Genomic DNA, 20,011 nt, shown 5'->3' on the forward strand with positions numbered 1-20,011 from the left:
GGGCGGGGGCGGGGCCGGGGGGAACGGGCGGGGCCGGGTCAGCCGGCGTGCTTGTCGGGGGCCTCGCGGACGACCTCGCCGATGACGATGACCGCGGGCGGGCGCACGTCCTGGGCCCGTACCGTCTCCGCCACCGTGGCGAGCGTCGCGTCGACCCGGCGCTGCGCCGCCGTGGTGCCCTCCTGGACGAGGGCGAGCGGGGTCGCCGGGTCCTTGCCGTGCGCGATCAGCGCCTCGGCGATCTTGCCGATCTTGTCGACGCCCATGAGGATCACCAGCGTGCCCCGCAGCCTCGCCAGGGACGCCCAGTCCACCAGGGAGCGCGGATCGTCCGGGGCGACATGGCCGCTGACCACGGTGAACTCATGGGCGACCCCCCGGTGCGTGACCGGGATGCCGGCGGCGCCCGGCACGGAGATCGAGCTGGAGATGCCCGGCACGACCGTGCAGGCGATGCCCGCCTCGGCGAGCGCCTGCGCCTCCTCCATGCCCCGGCCGAAGACGAAGGGGTCACCGCCCTTCAGGCGGACCACGGACCTGCCCCGCTTGGCGTGGTCGATCAGCGCGTTGTTGATGGCCTCCTGGGCCATGAACCGGCCGTACGGGATCTTCGCCGCGTCGATCACCTCGACGTGCGGCGGCAGTTCGTCCAGCAGGTCGCGCGGGCCGAGCCGGTCGGCGATCACCACGTCCGCCTCGGCGAGCAGCCGGCGGCCGCGCACGGTGATGAGGTCGGGGTCGCCGGGGCCCCCGCCGACCAGGGCGACGAACGGCGCGCGGGCGCGGTGCTGGGGCGCCGCCAGCGTGCCGTCGCGCAGGCCCTCCACGATCGCGTCCCGCACGGCCGCCGAGCGGCGCGGGTCGGTGCCGGTGAGGACGGCGACGGTGACGCCTTCGATCCTGCCGGTCGCCGGGGTCCAGGCGGTGGCCGCCTCGGCGTCGTCGGCGCGTACGCACCACGTCCTGGTCCGCTCGGCCTCGGCGGACGCGCGGGCGTTGGCCTCCCGGTCGGTCGTCGCGACGAGCGCGTACCAGGTGTCGGCGAGGTCGCCCTCCTCGTAGCGGCGGCGCTCCCAGCGGATCTCGCCCGCCTCGGCCATCGCCTCCACGGACGGGGTGGCGGACGGCGAGACGAGGGTGATGTCGGCGCCCGCGGCGATCAGCGCCGGGAGGCGGCGCTGCGCCACCTGGCCGCCGCCGATGACGACGACACGGCGCCCGGCAAGGCGGAGTCCGACGGGGTAGGCGGGCTGCTCGGCGTTCTCGACCATGGCGGTGTGGTCTCCTCGGCGGATGATGCGGGGTGCGGGGCCACTGCGACGGTGAAGTGGCTGGTGAGGCGGGCGTGCGGTGCGCTGGCGACCACGATACGGGGCGGGGGCGCCGCTGTTCCGGGGCGTCCGCGTTGCGGTCGTCACGCTGCGGGGGGCGGATGGGCGGGACGGTGGGGGCTGTTCGGGAGCCGGGGCGCGGGGCGGGGTGCGGTGGGGGTTCGCCCGGTGCCACCCGGTGCGCCGGTTCGGAGGCGTGCGCGGGGCCGCCGGGCCCTCCCGGGGCCTCCCGGGGCGGTGGCGGGGTGTGCGGGGTGTGCGGGGTGCCGGGACGTGCTGTCGTGGCCGACGGGTGGGCGTGGTGTGGCGGCCGGGGGTACGGGTGGGGGCGCCGCCGGCGGGTCCGGCCCCGCCGGGCTGCCCCTGGGGGGCGGCTCGGACCGGGGGGTGGCTCAGGCGGCCGGGAGGCCCAGAGCCGGGCGGAGGTCGTGGGCGGCGGGGCGGGGTGGTGGGGTCCGGCCCCGGCGGGCCGGGGGCTGCCGGGGCCGGACACCGCTACTTCTCGGTGACGCCCGCCGAGTCGAACGTCGCCACCTCGTGCATCGCCCGTGCGGCGCTCTGGACCAGCGGCAGGGCCAGCAGGGCGCCGGTGCCCTCGCCGAGGCGGAGGTCCAGGTCGACCAGGGGACGCAGGCCCAGCTTGTTGAGCGCCGCCATGTGACCCGGCTCGGCGCTGCGGTGGCCCGCGATGCACGCGGCCAGCGACTCGGGCGCCACGGCCCGCGCGACGAGCGCCGCGGCCCCCGCGCTGACCCCGTCCAGGATCACCGGCGTACGGAGCGACGCGCCGCCCAGGATGAACCCGACCATGGCCGCGTGCTCCAGGCCGCCGACCGCGCCCAGCACGCCGATCGGGTCGGCCGGGTCCGGCTGGTGCAGTTCGAGGGCGCGGCGCACCACGTCGACCTTGCGGGCGTGCATCTCGTCGTTGATGCCGGTGCCCCGGCCCGTCACCTCGGCCGGGTCGGCGCCCGTGTAGACGGAGATCAGCGCGGCGGACGCCGTGGTGTTGGCGATGCCCATCTCTCCCGTCAGGATCGCCTTGTTGCCGGCGGCGACGAGGTCGCGGGCCGTCTCGACGCCGACCTCGATCGCGGCGAGCACCTCGTCGCGGGTGAGGGCCGGGCCGGTCATGAAGTCCGCCGTGCCGGCGCGCACCTTGCGGGGCAGCAGGCCCGGTGTGGCGGGCAGCTCGGCGGCGACCCCGACGTCCACCACGCACACCTCGGCGCCCACCTGGTTGGCGAAGGCGTTGCAGACGGCGCCCCCGCCGAGGAAGTTGGCGACCATCTGCGCCGTCACCTCCTGCGGCCAGGCGGTGACGCCCTGGGCGTGCACCCCGTGGTCACCGGCGAAGATCGCCACGGCGGCCGGCTCGGGGATGGGCGGGGGGCACGTCCGGGACAGGCCGCAGAGCTGCGCGGAGATGATCTCCAGCATGCCGAGCGCGCCGGACGGCTTCGTCATGCGCTTCTGCCGCTCCCACGCCTCGCCGAGCGCCTTGGCGTCCAGCGGGCGGATGCCGGCGACGGTCTCCTGGAGCAGGTCGTGCGGCTCCTCGCCGGGCAGGGCGCGCCGCCCGTACGTCTCCTCGTGGACGACCCACGACAGGGGACGCCGCCTGGACCAGCCCGCCTGCATCAGCTCCGGCTCCTCGGGGAACTCGTCGACGTAGCCGACGCACAGGTACGCGACGACTTCGAGGTGCTCGGGCAGCCCGAGGGCGCGGACCATCTCCCGCTCGTCGAAGAAGCTGACCCAGCCGACGCCGAGCCCCTCGGCGCGGGCCGCCAGCCAGAGGTTCTCCACCGCGAGCGCGGACGAGTACGGCGCCATCTGCGGCTGCGTGTGGCGGCCCAGCGTGTGGCGCCCGCCCCGCGTCGGGTCGGCGGTGACCACGATGTTCACCGGGGTGTCGAGGATGGCCTCGATCTTCAGTTCCTTGAACTGCTTGGCCCGCCCCTTGGGCAGCGACCTGGCGTACGCCTCGCGCTGGCGCTGCGCCAGCTCGTGCATCGCGCGGCGCGTCTCGGCGGACCGGATGACGACGAAGTCCCACGGCTGGGAGTGCCCGACGGACGGTGCCGTGTGCGCGGCCTCCAGGACCCGGAGCAGCACCTCGTGCGGGATGGGGTCGCTCCGGAAGCCGTTGCGGATGTCGCGCCGCTCGCGCATCACGCGCAGGATCGCCTCCCGCTCGTCGTCGGCGTAGCCGGGCGCGGGCGGGCCGGCCGGGGCGGGCGCGGCGACGGGGGTGGCCTCCGGGGCCGGGGCGTCCGGGGCGGGGGTGGTCTCCGGGGCGGTGGCCTCCGGGGCGGGGGTGGTCTCCGGGGCGGTGGCCTCCGGGGCGGTGGCCTCCGGGGCGGGGGTGGTCTCCGGGGCGGTGGCCTCCGGGCCGGGGGTGGTCTCCGGAGCCGGGGTGGTCTCCGGGGCGTTGGCCTCCGGAGTGGGGACCTCCGGGGCGGGCGTGGGGTCCGCCTCGGGCGCGGCTTCGGGGGCCGTCTCGGGCGCGGGTTCCGGTGCCGCCTCGGGAGCCGGTGCGGCCGCGGGCGCGGTGTCGGCGGGCTGTGCGTCCAGGGCGGTGGCCGGGGCCGCCGTCTCGGGTGACCCGGTCTCGGTGGGCGCGGCCGGGGCGGGCGGCTCGACGGTGCTCTCCGGCGCGGTGGCGGGCACGGCGCCCGCGTCGGCCGTCTGCGGCTGCGGCTCCTGCCGCGGCTGCCCGGCGGGGGCGGCCGGCGCCCCGGGCTCGGCCTGCTCGGTGCCCGGCAGCTGGGTGGGGGCCTGCTCGGTGGCAGCGGGCTCCACCGGGGCGGCCACCGCGTCGGCGGGCACCTCGGCGGCGGGCACCTCGGTGGCGGGCACCTCGGCGGCGGGGGCCGGGGACTCCTCCTCCGGGGTCGCCACCGGGGCGGGCACGGTCTCGGCCCGGGGCTCGGCGGGGGTCTCGGCGGGCGGTGCGGTTTCCGCGACCGGTTCCGCGACGGGTGCCGCCTCGGGCGCGGGCGGGGCCGCGGGGGCCTCCTGCGCCGGGGCTTCGGCGGGCGCCTCGGCCTCCTGGGCCGCCTCGGGCGCGCCCTCGGCCGGAGCGGGTACGGCCGTCGGCTCGGCGGACTCCGGCTCCGCCGCGGGCTCCACCCGGGCGGGCGCCTCGTCCGCGGGGGCGGTGGCGGTGGCCGGGTCGGCGGGCGCCGCGTCGGCGGCCGGGGCCTCGGGGGCCTCCGGGGCGTTCGGCTCCGCGGGGGCCGGGTCGACGGCAGCCTGGGCCTCGTCCTCCGGGGCCGGGGCGGGGGCGGCGGGGGGCTCGGTCTGGGCGGCGGCCGGTCCGGGCCGCGCCTCGGTCACCGGTTCGGGCTGCGGCTGGGGGGCCACCGTCTCGGGGGCCGGGGCCTCGGTGGGAGCGCCGGCGGGTGCCTCGGCCGGTGCGTCAGCGGCGGGTGCCGCCTCCGCGGGCTCCGTCGGCTGCGCGGGCTGGGCCGGGGCCTCGGGCGTCGCCTCGGCCGGAGCGGGGGCCGTCTGGGCGGCCTCCGGCTCGGGCTGGGCCGCCGTCGCCGCCTCGACGGGCTGGGACGGCTCGACGGGCTGGGACGGCTCGACGGGCTGCGCCTCGGCCGCTTCGGCGGGCGGGGCGTCGACCGGCTGGGCCTCGACCGGCTGCGTGTCGGTGGGCGCCTCGGCGGCGGGCTCCTGGGCCGGGGCCTGCTCCGCCGCCTGGGGCGGGATCGGGGCGTGCTGCGCCGGGACACCGGTGGCCGGGGCCTCGGGCGCGGGGTGCTGCGCCGGAGCGGCATGACGGGGCGCCGGAACGGTCGGCGCGGGCGGCGCGAGCTGCGCGGCCGGCGCGGCGGCCTCGGCCGGCGCGTAAGGGCCGGTCGCCGTCGCGTCGGGGGCGGCCGTCTCCGCAGGGCCGGGGGCCTGGGCCCACGGCTGCGCCTCCGGCGCGGCCGGGACGGCCGCGGTCTGCTGCTCGGGGCCGGGCGCCGGGACGCTCACGGCCGGCATGGGCGCGGGTGCCGGGGCCGGGGCGGCGGGGGCCACGGGGGCCGGGCCGCGGTCGGCCAGGGAGCGGACGACGCCGCCCGTGTCCGGCATGGGCGGGCCCATGTGCAGAGGACGCCGCGGGGCCTGCTGCGGCGGCTGGGCGGGGTGGGGCTGCTGGGGGGTGTGGGCGATGCCGTGGCCGTCCGTCGCCGGGCCCTGGGCGGTCGGGTCCTGCGGGGTGTGCTCGTACGGCGTCTGCTCACCGGGCGGGGCCTGCGGCAGCGGCACGGTGACGGGCGGGGCCGGGGCGACACCGGGCTGCGGCTCCGTCCAGGCGCCCTGGGCGCCCGGCATCAGGAGCAGGTCGTCGTCTTCGGTCGCGGGGGCGGAGGGGTCGAGGTAGGTGTACGCGTCCGGGGCGGGCGTGCCCGGCTGCTCCACCGTGCCTGCGTGCTCCGGCTGCCCCTCGCCCGGGACCTGGCCGGTGTCGGTCATGCGTACCCCTCGCCCATCGGTTGTGCTCCTTCACTTCCGCCCGCATCGACAACGAGCGTGCGCGCCGCGCGGCACGAACGCGTGCGGACATCAGCATTCTCGCCGCGTTCGGGCCCCGTGGCAGTGGCTTTCGCCACGGGCGGCTGTGGACTGCGCCACGTCGCGCGTCCCCCCTGTGGTGTCCGCCCACGGGTGCCCCTGCGGGGCGCCCTCCGGCGGGTAGGGGGCGAACACATCGCCGATTACCCGCCTGTGGTCGAACGGTCGGCCAGCCTACCTGCCCTTCCGTAGCGGGGGGATCACGGGGCGGGCCTGCGCCCGGCGATGAGGAAGGCCAGCGAGCGGTCGCGTTCGGCCCAGCCGGCGGGGTCGAGGTCGACGGACTGGAGGAGGGCGCACTCGACGGCGTAGCCGCCGGCGGCGAGCGCCGCGCAGGCGGCTTCGGCCTCGTCGCGGGTGTCCGCGTGGGTGACGATCCGTTCGGGGCGCCGGTCGGCGCAGGCGGCCACGACCTCCGCTCCCCCGCCGCCGACCCGCACCACGTCCGGCTCCGGGAGGCGTTCCAGTACGTACGGGGCGCGGCCGGCGACGGCTTGGAGCTGCACACCGAGACGGCGGGCCGCGGCCTCGGCGCGGGCGCAGGCGGCCGGGTCGGCGTCGACGGCGATGACGGCGGCGCCGAAGTGGGCGGCCTCGGCGGCGAACGCCCCGGACCCGGTGCCGATGTCCCAGACGAGGTCGCCGACGCGGGGCCCGAGGCGGGCCAGTTGGGCGGCGCGCAGGGCGGGCGACTCGCCGGTTCCGGGGTGGGGGGCGGAGGGCGGGGCGGGGTGGCCGGCCGTGTGCGGCGCGGGGTGCTGCCCCGGGTGGGGGACGGGCCCCGTGTTCGGGGCCGGGGCGGGGGCCTCGTCGTACGTCTCCGGGGTGAGCCCCCAGCCGCGCACGGGTCCGGGGTCGGGGCCCAGCAGCCAGCCGCCGCCCGTGGGGGCGGGAAGGGCGCCGCCGATGGCGATGACGACGTTCGGGTCGCGCCAGGTGAGGTCGGCGGCCTTGTCGGAGGTGAGGACGGTGACCTGTTCGCGTTCGGTGCCGAGGGCCTCGCAGATGACGAAGGTGCGGTGCACTCCGTCGAGCATGAGGGCGAGTTCGGCGGGGCCCGCCCCCGGCGAGGTGAGGACGGCGACCTTCGGGTGGGCGCGGCAGACGTTGACGGCGCGGCGCAGGGTGCGCGTGTGGGCGACGACCACGCGCGCGTCGTCCCAGGGCATGCCGGCGCGGGCGAAGGCGGCGGCGACGGAGGAGACGGCCGGGACGACCTCGACCTCCAGGCCGTGCCGGGGGTCGCGGAGGGTGCGGACGACACCGAAGAAGCCGGGGTCGCCGTCGGCGAGGACGACGGCCGTGCCGCGGTGCCCGGCGATGCGGCGGGCGGCCAGCTCGACGCTGCCCAGGCGGATGCGCTCGGCGGCCTCCGGGACTTCGGGGAGGGCCAGATGGTGGGCGGCGCCCGCGACGAGGGTGGCGGCCGAGAGGGCGGAGCGCGCCGCGGCGGTGAGGGGTGAGCCGTCCCATCCGATCACCGTGACCCGGTCGGCCATCTTCGTCTGTCTCCCTGGGGGTGTCGGTGCGGCTCGGGGCTCTGCGAGCGTACCCGGAAGCGGGGTGTCCGGGCGGGCGGCGCGGGCGGCAGGTGCCGGAGCGCTGCGGGGCGGACGGCAGGTTCCGGAGCGCTGCGCGGCTGGGGCGGGGCGGGGCGGTGCGGGGGTGGGGCGGGGCGGTGCGGGGGTGGGGCGGGGCGGTGCGGTGATGTGCGTGTGGGGGGTGCGGAGGTGGCGGGGCGGGGGTGCGGCGGTGGCGGGGCGGGGGTGGGGCGGTGGCGGGGTGGGGGTGGGGCGGTGCGGGGGGCGAGGGCGGAGGCCGGTACCGGTGCGGGGGGCGAGGGCGGAGGCCCGTGGCGGGGGGACCGGGCGCCGTCGGGCGGGGCGGCCCCGCGGTGCGGGCGTGCGGTCAGGGCGCGGGGCGGCGGGCGGGGCGGGGCCGGGTGCCGGCGTCGTGTGTGCGGGTGGGGGCGTGCGGGCGCGGTGGTCAGGGGCGGTTGCCGGTGTGCCGGCGGAACGCGGTGTACGAGCCGTACTCGGTGTGCCGGCCGGACCGGCCGTACCGCCCGTACGCGGCCTGTCCGGCGTCGGCGTAGCGGCCCTCTTGGTCCTCGGTGCCTTCGAGGTCCTCCGGGAGCAGGCTCCAGACGATCAGGTCGGTGCGGGTGTCGGTCCACGCCCCGTCCTCCGTCTGGGTGCGGGCTATCCAGGCGTTGCGCAGGACGCCCTCGCTGACGCAGCCGATCTTCTGGGCGACCTGCTGGGAGGCGGTGTTGCCGGCGGCGGTGCGCAGTTCGAGCCGCTCGAAGCGCTGGGTGCCGAACAGCCAGCGGGCTACGGCGAAGACGGACTCGGTGGCGTAGCCCTCGCCACGGGCCCAGGGGGCGGTGATGTAGGCGATCTCGGTGGAGCGGGCCCGCCAGTCGGTGTGGCGCAGGCGCACGGCGCCGACGAGGCGCTGGGTGAGGAACTCGGTGACGGCGAGGGCGAGTCCGCGCCCGCCGGTGCGTTCGGCGGGCGCGGTGCGGTGGACCCACTGCGCGGCGTGGGCGGCGGTGTAGGGGTGGGGGGCGGAGGTCCAGGCGACGACGAGCTCGTCGTTCATCATCTCGGTGTGGGCGGGGATGTCCGTCTCGTCGTAGGGGCGCAGCACCAACCGTTCCGTGCTGATGGAGACGTCCGGAAAGGTGGTAGTCATGCGCAACTCCATGCCGGTGGCCGGGGACTGGGTGTGAGTGGGCCGTGAACGCACAGCATGCAGCATGAGGAGCCGGGCGTGCATGGCGGGACGGGAAGGGCCCCGCGCACCGGGTGGTGCGCGGGGCCCTCGCCGGGGCGGGTGCGGCGGGGGTTACCCGGCGGCGCCGAAGGCCGGGATCACGGAGCCCTGGTAGGTGTCCTCGATGTACTTCTTGACCTCGGGCGAGTTGAGGAGGCCGGCGAGCTTCTTCACGCGCGGGTCGTCCTCGTTGCCGTCCTTGACGGCCAGGAAGTTGGCGTACGGGTTGCCCTCGGACTTCTCCAGGGCCAGGGCGTCCTCGGCGGGGGTGAGCTTGGCCTCGATCGCGTAGTTGCCGTTGATGACGGCGGCGTCGACGTCGCTCAGGGCGCGCGGGACGGTGGCGGCCTCCAGCTCCTTGAACTCCAGGCCCTTCTTGTCGGTGATGTCGGAGAGCGTGGCGCCGGCCCCGACGCCGGGCTTGAGGGCGATCAGGCCGTTGTCGGCGAGGAGCTTGAGGGCGCGGCCCCCGTTGGTGGTGTCGTTGGGGACGGCGACGGTCTGGCCGGGCTTGATGTCCTTCAGGGACTTCAGCTTCTGGGAGTAGAGGCCGAGCGGCTCCAGGTGGACGTCGACCACGGGGACGATGGTGGTCTTGTTCTTCTTGTTGAAGTCGTCCAGGTACGGCTTGTGCTGGAAGTAGTTGGCGTCGACCTGGCCGTCCTGCGTGGCGGTGTTGGGCAGGACGTAGTCGGTGAACTCCTTGACCTCCAGCTTGAGGCCGGCCTTCTCGGCCAGGTTGTCCTTGACGTAGGTGAGGATGTCGGCGTGCGGCGTGGGCGACGCGGCGACGACGAGGGGCTTGGACGCGGCGTCGCCGGAGCCCGAGCCGGAGGCGGCCGGGTCGGAGGCGGTGCCGCAGGCGGTCAGGCCGGCGGCGAGGGCGGTGATACCGGTGAAGGCGGCGAGGGCCTTGAGGTTGCTGCGCACGAAGAGTGCCTCTTTCTGGTGGTGCGGATGACGCCCGGACAAGGAGTGCGGGCTCTTTTCTCCGGTGGCGAGCGTGAGGTCGCCCGAAGCTGTGGGTGCGCCGGTCAGGACGCGGTGCGGCCCCGGCGGGCGAGGAGCCGTACGGCTCCGTCGCCGATGAGCTGCACGGCGGAGACGACGACGATCAGGATCGCGACGGTGACGAGCATGAAGGTCGTGTCGAACCGCTGGTAGCCGTAGGTGATCGCCTTGGAGCCGAGTCCCTCGCCGCCGACCGCGCCGGCCATGGCGGAGTAGCCGATGAGGACGATCACCGTGGTGGTGACGGCGGAGACGAGGGAGGGCAGGGCCTGGGGCAGGAGCACCTTGCGGACGATGGTGGGGATGGAGCCGCCCATGGACTGGACGGCTTCCACCAGGCCGTGGTCGACCTCGCGGACGGCGGTCTCGACGAGGCGCGCGAAGAAGGGGATCGCGCCGATGGCGAGGGGCACGATCATCGCGGTGGGGCCGATGAAGGTGCCGACGACGAGCTTGGTGAACGGGATCAGCGCGATCAGCAGGATGATGAACGGCAGTGAGCGGCCGATGTTCACCACGACGCCGACGGCCTTGTTGACGGGTGTGTTCTGGAGGAGGCCGCCCTTGTCGGTGAGGACGAGGAGGAGGCCGAGGGGGAGCCCGCCGAGTACGGAGACGACGGTGGCCCACAGGACCATGTAGAGGGTGTCGAGGGTGCCCTGGACGAGCAGGGGCTGCATCTCCGGCCAGGTCACTTCGCGGCCTCCTCGGCGAGCGGGGTTGCGGTGGGGGCGGGGCTCCCGGTGGTGCCGGGGCCGTCGGCGGTGCCGGGGCCGTCGGTGGTGGCGGGACCGTGGGTGGTGGCGGTCGGCGCGTCGGCGCGGGTGGCGGGGGCGGGCGCGTCCGGGTCCACGACGGCGACCTGGAGGCCCTGTTCGCGCAGGAAGCCGACGGGGACGACGTTCTCGTCGTAGCGTCCGGGCAGCTCGATGCGCATGCGGCCGATCTGCCGGCCGCCGACGGTGTCCATGGCGGCACCGAGGATCGATATGTCGATGTTGTACGTACGGGCGAGCTGGGAGATCACCGGCTGGGTCGCGGCCTCCCCGTGGAAGGTGACGTCCACGACCGTGCGGTCGGGGCCGGTGGCGTGGCCGCTGACCGGGAAGAGCTCGCCGGCGAGCTCGGAGCCGGGGGTGGCCAGGAGCCCGGCGACGGTGCCGGACTCGACGACCCGGCCCTTGCGCATCAGGGCGGCCGAGTCGCAGACCGTCTTGACGACGTCCATCTCGTGGGTGATGAGCAGGACGGTCAGGCCGAGCTGCCGGTTGAGGTCGCGCAGCAGCTGGAGGATGGAGCGGGTGGTCTCCGGGTCCAGCGCGCTGGTCGCCTCGTCGGAGAGGAGGACCTTGGGGTTGCCCGCGAGGGCGCGGGCGATGCCGACGCGCTGCTTCTGGCCGCCGGAGAGCTGGCCGGGGTAGGCCCTGGCCTTGTCGGCGAGGCCCACGAGGTCGAGGAGTTCCAGGGCGCGGCGGGCGCGTTCGGCGCCGGAGACGCCGAGGATCTCCAGGGGCAGCTCGACGTTGTCCTGGACGGTGCGCGACGACAGCAGGTTGAAGTGCTGGAAGACCATGCCGATGCGGCTGCGGGCGCGGCGCAGCTCCTTGCCGGCGCGGTGGCCCCGGCCCGCGAGGGCGGTGAGGTCGGTGCCGTCGACCGTCACGGTGCCGGAGGTGGGGCGCTCCAGGAGGTTGACGCAGCGGATGAGGGAGGACTTGCCGGCGCCGCTCTGGCCGATGACGCCGAACACCTCGCCTTCGCGGACGTGCAGGTCGACGCCGTCCAGGGCGGTGACCTGGCGGCCGCGCGACTCGTAGACCTTGGTCAGGCCCTTGGTGGTGATCACAGGGGTATCCGTCACTGTCGGGTGCGCGGCGCGGTGTCCGCCGGGCACGGGGCATTCGTCGTTCCGACACGGGGGCGTCGAGGGGCGCCGACGGGGGCGTCGCGGCGCCGGGCGCGGCGGCCGCGGGGGCGGGGTGCGCGCGGGGGCGACGCGGTCCTTGACCGGCCGGGCGCGTACCGCCCCGGCTCCGGTGCTCCGCCGTCGGTCTCGCTTCGGGGCGCGAGGCTCGTCAGGGGCCCTCTAGAAGGCGCACATTCGACACATACAACGAGCACCGGGCGTCGTCATCGCCTCGGTCGCGGATACGCGGATGCTCGTCGTGGTCATGGCGCCAGTAAAGCAGACGGGTCGGCGCGCCGATCCGAGCTGTCCGAATAGCGGACACGATGTGCACGGTATGCGGACTCCCGGACGGGTGCGCGGGAGGCCGCCCGCTGCCCGCCGACCCGCTGCGGCCTGCGGGAACGCGGGCCGGCCGCGACGGCGGGCGGAGGGCGCGCCCGAGCCGCGGCCGGCGCGGCCTGTGGTCAAGACCACGCGGGCTCCCCGGTCGGGACCACGTGGGTGCGGGGGCGGCCACGGCCGGGGTTTTCGTCCGTAATAGTCTCGCCCCATGCTCAACGCCCTGACCCTCACGGTGTCCCTCGCCGCGCTGGCCCTCGCCGCGTGGTGCGGTCTCGCCGCGTACCGGGACCAGCCGACGAAGGACTGGCACTTCATCGGCATGGCCGTGGTGACCCTGCTCGCGCTGGCCCAGCTCGTGGTGGGCGTGGTGCGGCTGGCGGGGGGCGGGGAGGCCGACGAGGGCACGGCCATCTTCGTGGCGTACCTGCTGGGCGCCCTCTTCGCGGTGCCCGCGGCGGGGTTCATGTCCCTGGTCGAGCGGAGCCGGTGGGGCTCGGCGACGGTCGCGGCCGGCGCGCTGGTGCTGGCCGTGCTGGAGGTACGCCTCCACGACATCTGGTGGGAGGGCTGAGATGGCCGCCGAACGGCTGGTCAGGGGACCCGGCATGCTGCTGGTGTGGCTGTACGGGGTGATGTCGGTCGGCGCGGTGTCGCGCTCCGCCTACCAGATCGCGACCGAGTTCGACCGGGCCCCGCTCGCGTACACGCTGTCGGGGATCGCGGCGGTCGTGTACGTCTTCATCACCTACACGCTGGTGCGCGGCGGCGAGACCGCCCGCAGGGCGGCGCTCGTGTGCTGCGCCGCCGAGCTGGCGGGCGTGCTCGTCGTCGGCACCTGGACGGTGCTCGACCCGGCGGCCTTCCCCGACTCCACGGTGTGGTCGGAGTTCGGCTACGGCTACGTGTTCATCCCGGTCCTGCTGCCGGTGACCGGGATCCTGTGGCTGCGCCGCGCCCGCCGGGCCGTCCCCGCCGCCTGACGGCTCAGGCCGCCTTCTCCAGCGTGACCACGGTGACGCTCGGTCCGACCTGACGGGTGCTCACCGTCTCGTACCCCTTCCTGCGGTAGAGGCGGAGGTTGCCCTCGCTGCGGTTGCCGGTGAACAGCCGGAACCGCTTGGCCGCGGCCTCCGCGTCGCGCGCGAAGTGCTGCTCGATCGCGTCCAGGAGGCGCCCGCCGAGGCCGTGCCCGCGCAGCCGGGGGTGGACGATCAGCTTGCCGATGCGGGCCGTGCCGGTCTCGTCGACCTCGCCGCGCACGGAGGCGACGACCTCGTTCCCGAGGCGGGCGACGAGGGCGTGCCCGCGCGCGATCTCGGCCTTCAGGTCGTCCAGCGGCTGGGTGAGCGGCTCGATCGAGTAGTCGCCGTACAGCTCGGCCTCGCTTTGGAAGCAGAGGTACTGCAGCTTGAGGATGTGCTCGGCATCGTCCGCGCTTGCCGCTGAGATGGTCACGCTCATGCCCATGTGTGCATGCCTCCGGCTCACCTGATACGCCCTGTCGGTCTACCGCACCCTTCCCGACGGGTGGGAACGGCAACCCCTGCCGGGAGCATTCTGCGCGGGCATCCCAGGCGGCGGGAACGCATTGTCCGCAAACTGCCCTGTGAGATAGCCAACTTCCCTGTGATTACGTGGCCGACGAGGCCCTTCGGTGCCGATAACGAAGCCTGCGGGGATCGGCGGGGGGTGAACGGAGGGTGAGGGAGGGGGTGGGGTGGCGGCGGGGTGGCGTCCGGACCGGCACCGGTACGGACCAGGCGGGAGGGGCGGGGACCGGTGGTGCGGGACGGACCGGGGTGGGCGGTGGCCCGCCCGGCGCGGGGGCCCGCCCGGCGCGGGGGCCCGCCCGGCGCGGGGGCCCGCCCGGCGCGGGGGCCCGCCCGGCGCGGGGGCCCGCGGGAGCGACGCGCGGCCGGACGGCGCGTCGTCCCCGCGGGCGGCGGGTCAGCGGGCGGCGGGTCAGCGGGCGCGGTGGTCGGCGGCGGCGAGCAGGCCCGTGTCGGGCTGGTCGGTGAAGATGCCGTCGATGCCCGTGGCGAAGTAGGCCCGGTACGCGCCGAAGACGTCCCCGTAGGCGTTCGGGTCCGTGCCGCGCCGGAAGTCCGCGGGCAGGAAGCCGTTCTCGTTGCGCAGCGTGTACGGGTGGAGGACCAGGCCGCGCGCGTGGGCGTCCCGCACCAGCGTGGTCGGCTCGCCCAGCCGGCCGTCCGGGCCCTTGGGGACGACCAGGTCGAGGAGCGGGCCGATGCCCTGCGCGAAGGAGGCGATCCAGTCCAGGCCGCCCGGGGTCACCAGGTCGGCGACGGTCCGCGGGTCGCCCGCCTCGACGAAGTCGTACGGGCGGTCGTCGGGCGTCCACAGCAGCACCACGCGCGGGGTGCCGACCAGCCGCGCCATGCGCCGCATGCTCGTCGGCTCGAAGGACTGCAGGAAGGTGGGCGAGTCGGCGCGGTGCCGGCCGTAGCGGCGCAGCAGCTTCGCGAGGCGCTCCTCCAGACCGAGGCCGATCCCGCGGAAGTAGGTGGGGTGCTTGGTCTCGACATGCAGCCACACCGGGTGCCCGCGGCGGCGGCCCTCCTTCTCGGCCCAGCGGAGCACCTCCTCGAAGCTGGGCACGGTCCAGCGGCCGTCGTAGAGCGTGTTGTCCGGGCGGGTGCCGGGGATGCGCTCCTTGGCGCGCAGCGTCTTCAGCTCGGCGAGCGTGAAGTCCTCGGTGAACCAGCCGGTGATGCGCTGGCCGTCGACGGTCTTCGTGGTGCGGCGGGAGGCGAACTCGGGGTGGTCGGCGACGTCCGTGGTGCCGCTGATGTCGTTCTCGTGACGGCACACCAGATGGCCGTCGCGGGTCGGCACGAGGTCCTGCTCGATGACGTCGGCGCCCATGTCGAGGGCGAGCTGGTAGGCGCCGAGGGTGTGCTCGGGGCGGTAGCCGCTGGCGCCCCGGTGGGCGATGACCGCGGGGACGGGCAGGCCCCGGTGGGCGCCGCCGCGCGCGCCCGCGCCGGCGGCGGCGGTGGCGGCGGACCCCGCGGGGGCGGCCACCGCCGCGGCGGCGCCGGCGGTGGAGACGGCGGCCGCGGTGGTCAGCGCCGCCGCTCCCAGTACGGTCCGGCGGGCGGGACTCCTGCGCGCACCCTGAGTCATGAAGGCTCCTCCACTGAACGTTTCCAAGGTTTCGGCCCGGCGGGCGCGGCCGATCGTAGGCGCCCGCGCGTGACGAGCGGCAGACCCCGGGCGAACGCCGGGGAAACGGGGATCGACACCGCGTAGCGGGCGGTCAACCCGATGTGCGGTGGGGGGTGACTCGCGAGTATCGTCCTCACCTGCACAGACATCGTCGGCCGTGTCAGGACCGCGACCGCTCACGACACCGGAGGACTCGTTGTCCCGCTTCGCGCTCATCAAGTCAGTGATCGGCCCGGTCATGCGGCTGATGTTCCGCTTCCGGGTGGAGGGCGCCGAGAGGATCCCCGCGACGGGTCCGGTGATCCTGGCGGGCAACCACCTGACCTTCATCGACTCCATGATCCTGCCGCTGGTCGTGGACCGGCAGGTGTTCTTCATCGGCAAGGACGAGTACGTCACCGGCAAGGGCCTGAAGGGCCGGCTGATGGCCTGGTTCTTCACCGGGGTCGGCATGATCCCGGTGGACCGGGACGGGGCGGGCGCCGCCGTGGCCGCGCTGAACACGGGCCGCCGGGTGCTGGAGGAGGGCAAGGTCTTCGGCATCTACCCGGAGGGCACCCGCTCCCCCGACGGGCGGCTGTACCGGGGGCGTACGGGCATCGCGCGGCTGACGCTGATGACGGGCGCGCCGGTCGTGCCGTTCGCGCTGATCGGCACGGACAAGCTGCAGCCGGGCGGGGCGGGGCTGCCCCGGCCGGGCCGGGTGACGGTCCGGTTCGGCGAGCCGATGGAGTTCTCCCGCTACGAGGGCATGGACCGCGACCGGTACGTGCTGCGGGCGGTGACGGACTCCGTGATGACGGAGGTCATGCGGCTGTCGGGGCAGGAGTACGTGGACATGTACGCCACGAAGGCGAAGGCGGCCTGACCGCCACGCCCGGCCGGGCGCCGGACACCGCGGGCCGGGCGCCCGACAGGTGGAAGGGCCGCGCCCCCCGGCGCTGATCGCCGGGGGGCGCGGCCCTTCCCGCTGCGCTCCGGCCCCGCGGGCGCCGGGGCTCACGGGTGCCCGGCGGCGCCGTCCTCCAGCTTCTGGCCGCGCAGCAGCCGCCAGGCCGCCGCGGCCGTCACCAGCAGGACCGCCGCGCCCACGGCCGCCGCGCCGCGCAGGCCGTCCACGAACGCGTACTGCGCGGCGGTGACGAGCGCCTCGGCGGATCGTTCCGGCAGCGCCGAGGCGGCCTCCACGGCGCCGCCCAGGGACTCCCGCGCGGCGGCCACCGCGTCGGCGGGCACCCCGGCCGGGGCGGCGAAGTCCCGGTACACCCCGGTCACGATGGAGCCGAGCACGGCGATGCCGAGGGCCGCGCCCAGTTCGTACGCGGTCTCGGAGACGGCGGACGCCGCGCCGGCCTGCTCCTTGGGGACGCTCGACAGGATGACGTCGGCGGTCACGGTGAACGACAGGCCCGCGCCGACGCCGACGGCGAGCAGCGAGGCGCCCAGCACCGGGTAGCCGGTGTCCTTGCCCAGCACGGTCAGCGCGGCCAGGGCGAGGCCGACCGCGGCGAGCCCGCAGGAGACCACGGACCGCACGGAGAACCGCCGTGCGGCCGTACCGGCGACGAGGCCCGCGCCGACGGCGCCCAGCGCGGCGGGCAGTTCGGCGAGGCCGGCCTGCAGGGGGCTGCGCCCCTGGACCAGCTGGAGGAACTGGGACAGGAAGAAGATGAGCCCGGCCAGCCCCAGGATGGTCAGCAGGTCGGCGAGGACCGCGCCGGAGAAGCCCCGGTGCCGGAAGAGGCGCATGTCCAGCAGCGGCGCCGGGAGGGTGAGCTGGCGGCGTACGAACCCGAAGAGCGCGCCGGCGCCGACCGCGGCGGCGGCGAACACGTCCGGGCGGGCGCCGTGCGCGGCGGCCTCCTTGATCGCGTAGACGACGCCGATCATGCCGACGAGGGACAGCACGACGCTCGGCAGGTCCCAGGGGCCGGGCGCGGGGTTCTTCGACTCGGGGATGAACCGCACGCCGACGACGACGAGGACGGCCATCACGGGCAGGTTGATCAGGAAGACCGAGCCCCACCAGAAGTGCTCCAGCAGCAGGCCGCCGACGACCGGCCCGACGGCCGCGCCCGCCGACGCCATGGCGCCCCAGACGCCGATGGCGAGGCTCCGCTCGCGCGGGTCGTGGAAGAGGTTGCGGATCAGCGCGAGCGTCGACGGCATGAGGGTCGCCCCCGCGACGCCGAGCAGCGCCCGCGCGGCGATCATCATCTCGGGCGTGGTGGCGTACGCGTTGAGCACGGACACCGCGCCGAAGGCGGTCGCGCCGGTCAGCAGCAGCTTCTTGCGGCCGATGCGGTCGCCGAGGCTGCCCATCGAGACGAGGAGACCGGCGATGACGAAGGAGTAGACGTCGCCGATCCACAGCAGCTGCGTGCCCGACGGCCGCAGGTCCTCGCTGAGGTACGGCGTGGCCAGGCCGAGCACGGTGGCGTCGACGGCGACCAGCAGCACGGCGAGGGCCAGGACGGCGAGCGCCAGCCAGCGGCCCGGCCTGCGGACGGTCTGCGGGGCCTCGGCGGCCCGTACGTCGGGGGTCATCGCTCCACGCTCCTGCGCGCTCCGCCGAGCAGCAGCTCGACGATCATGTACGAGAAGTCCTTGCCGGCGACCCGGCCGTCCTGGACGGCCCAGGCGCAGCCGCCGACGAGGCTGTACAGCGCCTCGGTCAGCCAGGCGGGGGTGAGGTCGATCCGGAACTCGCCCCGCTCCTGGCCGCGCCGGAACAGCGCGGAGACCCGGGCGTCGAGCCGGGCCCAGCCCTCGTTGACGTCGCCTTCGAAGAGCTGGTTCTCGGTGACGAGGAAGGACAGCAGTCCGGCGACCGGCTCCACCCCGGCGACGAGGCGCCGCAGGGCGTCCTCCGCGCGGTCCTCGTCGAGCCGGGCCGCGTCGAGCGCGGCCTCGAACTCCTGGATGCCCAGCTCCTCCAGCGCCCGCACCAGGGCGTCCCGCCCGGCGAAGTGCCGGTGCAGCGTCGCCCGGCCGATGCCGGCCGCGCGGGCGACCTCGTCCATGGTGGCGGTCGCCTTGCGCGAGAGCAGCGCGGCGGCGGCGCGCAGTACCTGGTCACGATCCACACTCATGAGACAACCATAGCCTGAATGAGACATGAACGTCTCACGCAAGTGGCTGACGCCTCACTGCACGGGGGACGGGCGCCGCACGGGAGGGCGGGCGCCGCACGGGGGCGCTGCACGGGGGGGCGGGCGCCGTACGGAGGGGCGGGTAGGCTCCCTGCCGGGCGTGGGGGCGGGCGGGTCCGCTCCGGGCGGTGGCACGGAGACGGTCCGCGCCGGAGGGGCCCGGAAACGCCGGAAGGCCCCGTGGCGGGGCCTTCCGGGAGGGCATGGGGGGCGTGCGTACGGGCCCGCGCGGGCTACTTCCCGCCGGCGTCCGCCCAGGCGTGCTGGATCACCAGGTCGGCCTTGACCTCCGCGAGCTGGACCGCCACCGCCGAGGGGGCGGTGCCGCCGCGGCCGTCGCGGGAGGCGAGCGCGCCGGGCACGTTGAGGACGGTGCGGACCTCGGGGGTCAGGTGCTCGGAGATCTTCGCGAACTGCTCGTCCGTGAGGCCGTCCAGCTCCTTGCCCTCCGCCTCGGCCGCCTTCACGCACTCGCCGGCGACCTCGTGCGCGTCCCGGAACGGCACACCCCGCTTGACCAGCCACTCCGCGATGTCCGTCGCCAGGGAGAACCCGGCCGGGGCCAGCTCCTCCATCCGCTCCCGGTTGACGGTGAGGGTGGCCATCATCCCGGTGAACGCGGGCAGCAGCACCTCCAGCTGGTCGCAGGAGTCGAAGACCGGCTCCTTGTCCTCCTGGAGGTCCCGGTTGTACGCCAGCGGGAGCGCCTTGAGCGTGGCGAGCAGGCCGGTCAGATTGCCGATCAGGCGGCCGCTCTTGCCCCGCGCCAGCTCCGCGATGTCCGGGTTCTTCTTCTGCGGCATGATCGAGGAGCCGGTCGAGAAGGCGTCGTGGAGGGTGACGAAGGAGAACTCCTTCGTGTTCCAGATGATCACTTCTTCCGCGACCCGGGAGAGGTTCACCCCGATCATCGCCGTGATGAAGGCGAACTCGGCGACGAAGTCCCGCGACGCCGTCCCGTCGATCGAGTTGCCCGCGCTGCCGTTCTCGAAGCCCAGGTCGCGGGCGACCGCCTCGGGGTCCAGCCCGAGGGACGACCCGGCCAGGGCGCCGGAGCCGTAGGGGGAGACGGCCGTCCGCTTGTCCCACTGGCGCAGCCGCTCGGCGTCCCGTGAGAACGCCTGGACGTGGGCGAGCACATGGTGGGCGAAGAGCACCGGCTGGGCGTGCTGGAGGTGCGTACGGCCCGGCATCGCGACGTCCGGGTGCGCCTGCGCGAGGCCCACGAGCGCGTCCTGGAGGTCGGCGAGGAGGCCGCCGATGATCCGGGCGTGGTCGCGCAGGTACATCCGGAACAGGGTGGCCACCTGGTCGTTGCGGGACCGGCCGGCCCGCAGCTTGCCCCCCAGCTCGGCGCCGAGGCGCTCCAGCAGCCCGCGCTCCAGGGCGGTGTGGACGTCCTCGTCGGCGATGGTGCCGGTGAACGCGCCGGAGGCGACGTCCCGCTCCAGCTCGTCCAGCCCGGCCAGCATGCGGGTCAGCTCGTCCTCGGTGAGGAGCCCCGCCCGGTGCAGCACGCGCGCGTGGGCGCGGGAGCCGGCGATGTCGTACGGGGCGAGCCGCCAGTCGAAGTGGACGGACGCGGAGAGCCGCGCCAGCGCCTCGGCCGGGCCGTCGGCGAACCGGCCGCCCCAGAGCCGGACGTCACCGTGGTTGCTGCTCACTGTGGGAAGCTCCTCAGTCCTCGGGAGGGAGGGATCGGTGGTGGTGCGGATGCGCGACCGCCT

Annotated in this window: 14 protein-coding genes and 1 pseudogene; 3 read left to right on the top strand and 12 right to left on the bottom strand. The window is 75.7% G+C overall.

Going from position 1 to position 20,011, the window contains the following annotated elements; genetic code table 11:
• Nucleotides 1-38: 38 nt before the first annotated feature.
• From cobA to CP974_RS04195, 7 genes are all read right to left on the bottom strand, one after another.
• Nucleotides 39-1,271 carry a uroporphyrinogen-III C-methyltransferase gene (cobA, locus tag CP974_RS04165; protein WP_031137279.1) on the bottom strand — a complete coding sequence of 411 codons (1,233 nt, stop codon included), beginning with the start codon at nt 1,269-1,271 and terminating at the stop codon, nt 39-41.
• A 555-nt stretch (nt 1,272-1,826) separates the two neighbouring features.
• Nucleotides 1,827-5,804, bottom strand: coding sequence for a nicotinate-nucleotide--dimethylbenzimidazole phosphoribosyltransferase (gene cobT / locus CP974_RS04170; RefSeq protein WP_150485767.1), 3,978 nt, complete (start codon nt 5,802-5,804; stop codon nt 1,827-1,829).
• A gap of 299 nt (nt 5,805-6,103) precedes the next feature.
• Nucleotides 6,104-7,402, bottom strand: a complete 1,299-nt coding sequence (gene cbiE / locus CP974_RS04175) for a precorrin-6y C5,15-methyltransferase (decarboxylating) subunit CbiE (protein ID WP_031137564.1) — start codon at nt 7,400-7,402, stop codon at nt 6,104-6,106.
• Nucleotides 7,403-7,889: 487 nt separating this feature from the next.
• Nucleotides 7,890-8,600, bottom strand: a complete 711-nt coding sequence (locus CP974_RS04180; protein WP_223844493.1) for a GNAT family N-acetyltransferase — start codon at nt 8,598-8,600, stop codon at nt 7,890-7,892.
• A gap of 153 nt (nt 8,601-8,753) precedes the next feature.
• Nucleotides 8,754-9,611, bottom strand: a complete 858-nt coding sequence (locus CP974_RS04185; protein WP_031136080.1) for a MetQ/NlpA family ABC transporter substrate-binding protein — start codon at nt 9,609-9,611, stop codon at nt 8,754-8,756.
• 104 nt (nt 9,612-9,715) lie between these two features.
• On the bottom strand, nt 9,716-10,387 hold the full coding sequence (locus CP974_RS04190; RefSeq protein ID WP_031136082.1) for a methionine ABC transporter permease: 672 nt from the start codon (nt 10,385-10,387) through the stop codon (nt 9,716-9,718).
• Nucleotides 10,384-11,538, bottom strand: coding sequence for a methionine ABC transporter ATP-binding protein (locus tag CP974_RS04195; RefSeq protein ID WP_031136084.1), 1,155 nt, complete (start codon nt 11,536-11,538; stop codon nt 10,384-10,386). The genes CP974_RS04190 and CP974_RS04195 overlap by 4 nt, the downstream gene beginning before the upstream one ends.
• Before the next feature lie 613 nt (nt 11,539-12,151).
• Here CP974_RS04195 and CP974_RS04200 point away from each other — a divergent pair.
• On the top strand, nt 12,152-12,514 hold the full coding sequence (locus CP974_RS04200) for a hypothetical protein (protein ID WP_031136086.1): 363 nt from the start codon (nt 12,152-12,154) through the stop codon (nt 12,512-12,514).
• A gap of 1 nt (nt 12,515) precedes the next feature.
• Complete coding sequence (locus CP974_RS04205) at nt 12,516-12,923, top strand: hypothetical protein (RefSeq protein ID WP_031136088.1); 408 nt, start codon at nt 12,516-12,518, stop codon at nt 12,921-12,923.
• Between the two features lie 4 nt (nt 12,924-12,927).
• Here CP974_RS04205 and CP974_RS04210 read toward each other — a convergent pair whose 3' ends face one another.
• A complete protein-coding gene (locus tag CP974_RS04210) occupies nt 12,928-13,410 on the bottom strand; it encodes a GNAT family N-acetyltransferase (RefSeq protein ID WP_031136090.1) in 483 nt (160 codons plus the stop codon).
• A 495-nt stretch (nt 13,411-13,905) separates the two neighbouring features.
• Entirely contained in the window at nt 13,906-15,090 is a 1,185-nt protein-coding gene (locus tag CP974_RS04215) for a glycerophosphodiester phosphodiesterase (protein WP_069975646.1), read from the bottom strand.
• Nucleotides 15,091-15,258: 168 nt separating this feature from the next.
• Here CP974_RS04215 and CP974_RS04220 point away from each other — a divergent pair.
• Nucleotides 15,259-16,000: pseudogene (locus tag CP974_RS04220) on the top strand (lysophospholipid acyltransferase family protein).
• Nucleotides 16,001-16,131: 131 nt separating this feature from the next.
• Here the strand turns inward: CP974_RS04220 and CP974_RS04225 are convergent.
• The 3 genes from CP974_RS04225 to argH form a co-directional block, all read right to left on the bottom strand.
• Entirely contained in the window at nt 16,132-17,679 is a 1,548-nt protein-coding gene (locus CP974_RS04225) for an MFS transporter (protein WP_031132227.1), read from the bottom strand.
• Complete coding sequence (locus tag CP974_RS04230) at nt 17,676-18,224, bottom strand: TetR/AcrR family transcriptional regulator (RefSeq protein ID WP_031132225.1); 549 nt, start codon at nt 18,222-18,224, stop codon at nt 17,676-17,678. Before CP974_RS04230 ends, CP974_RS04225 begins: the two co-directional genes overlap by 4 nt.
• A 293-nt stretch (nt 18,225-18,517) precedes the next feature.
• Nucleotides 18,518-19,948, bottom strand: coding sequence for an argininosuccinate lyase (gene argH, locus CP974_RS04235; RefSeq protein ID WP_031132223.1), 1,431 nt, complete (start codon nt 19,946-19,948; stop codon nt 18,518-18,520).
• Nucleotides 19,949-20,011 lie beyond the last annotated feature (63 nt).

The sequence above is a fragment of the Streptomyces fradiae ATCC 10745 = DSM 40063 genome, from assembly GCF_008704425.1.
Taxonomy (GTDB): Bacteria; Actinomycetota; Actinomycetes; order Streptomycetales; family Streptomycetaceae; genus Streptomyces; species Streptomyces fradiae.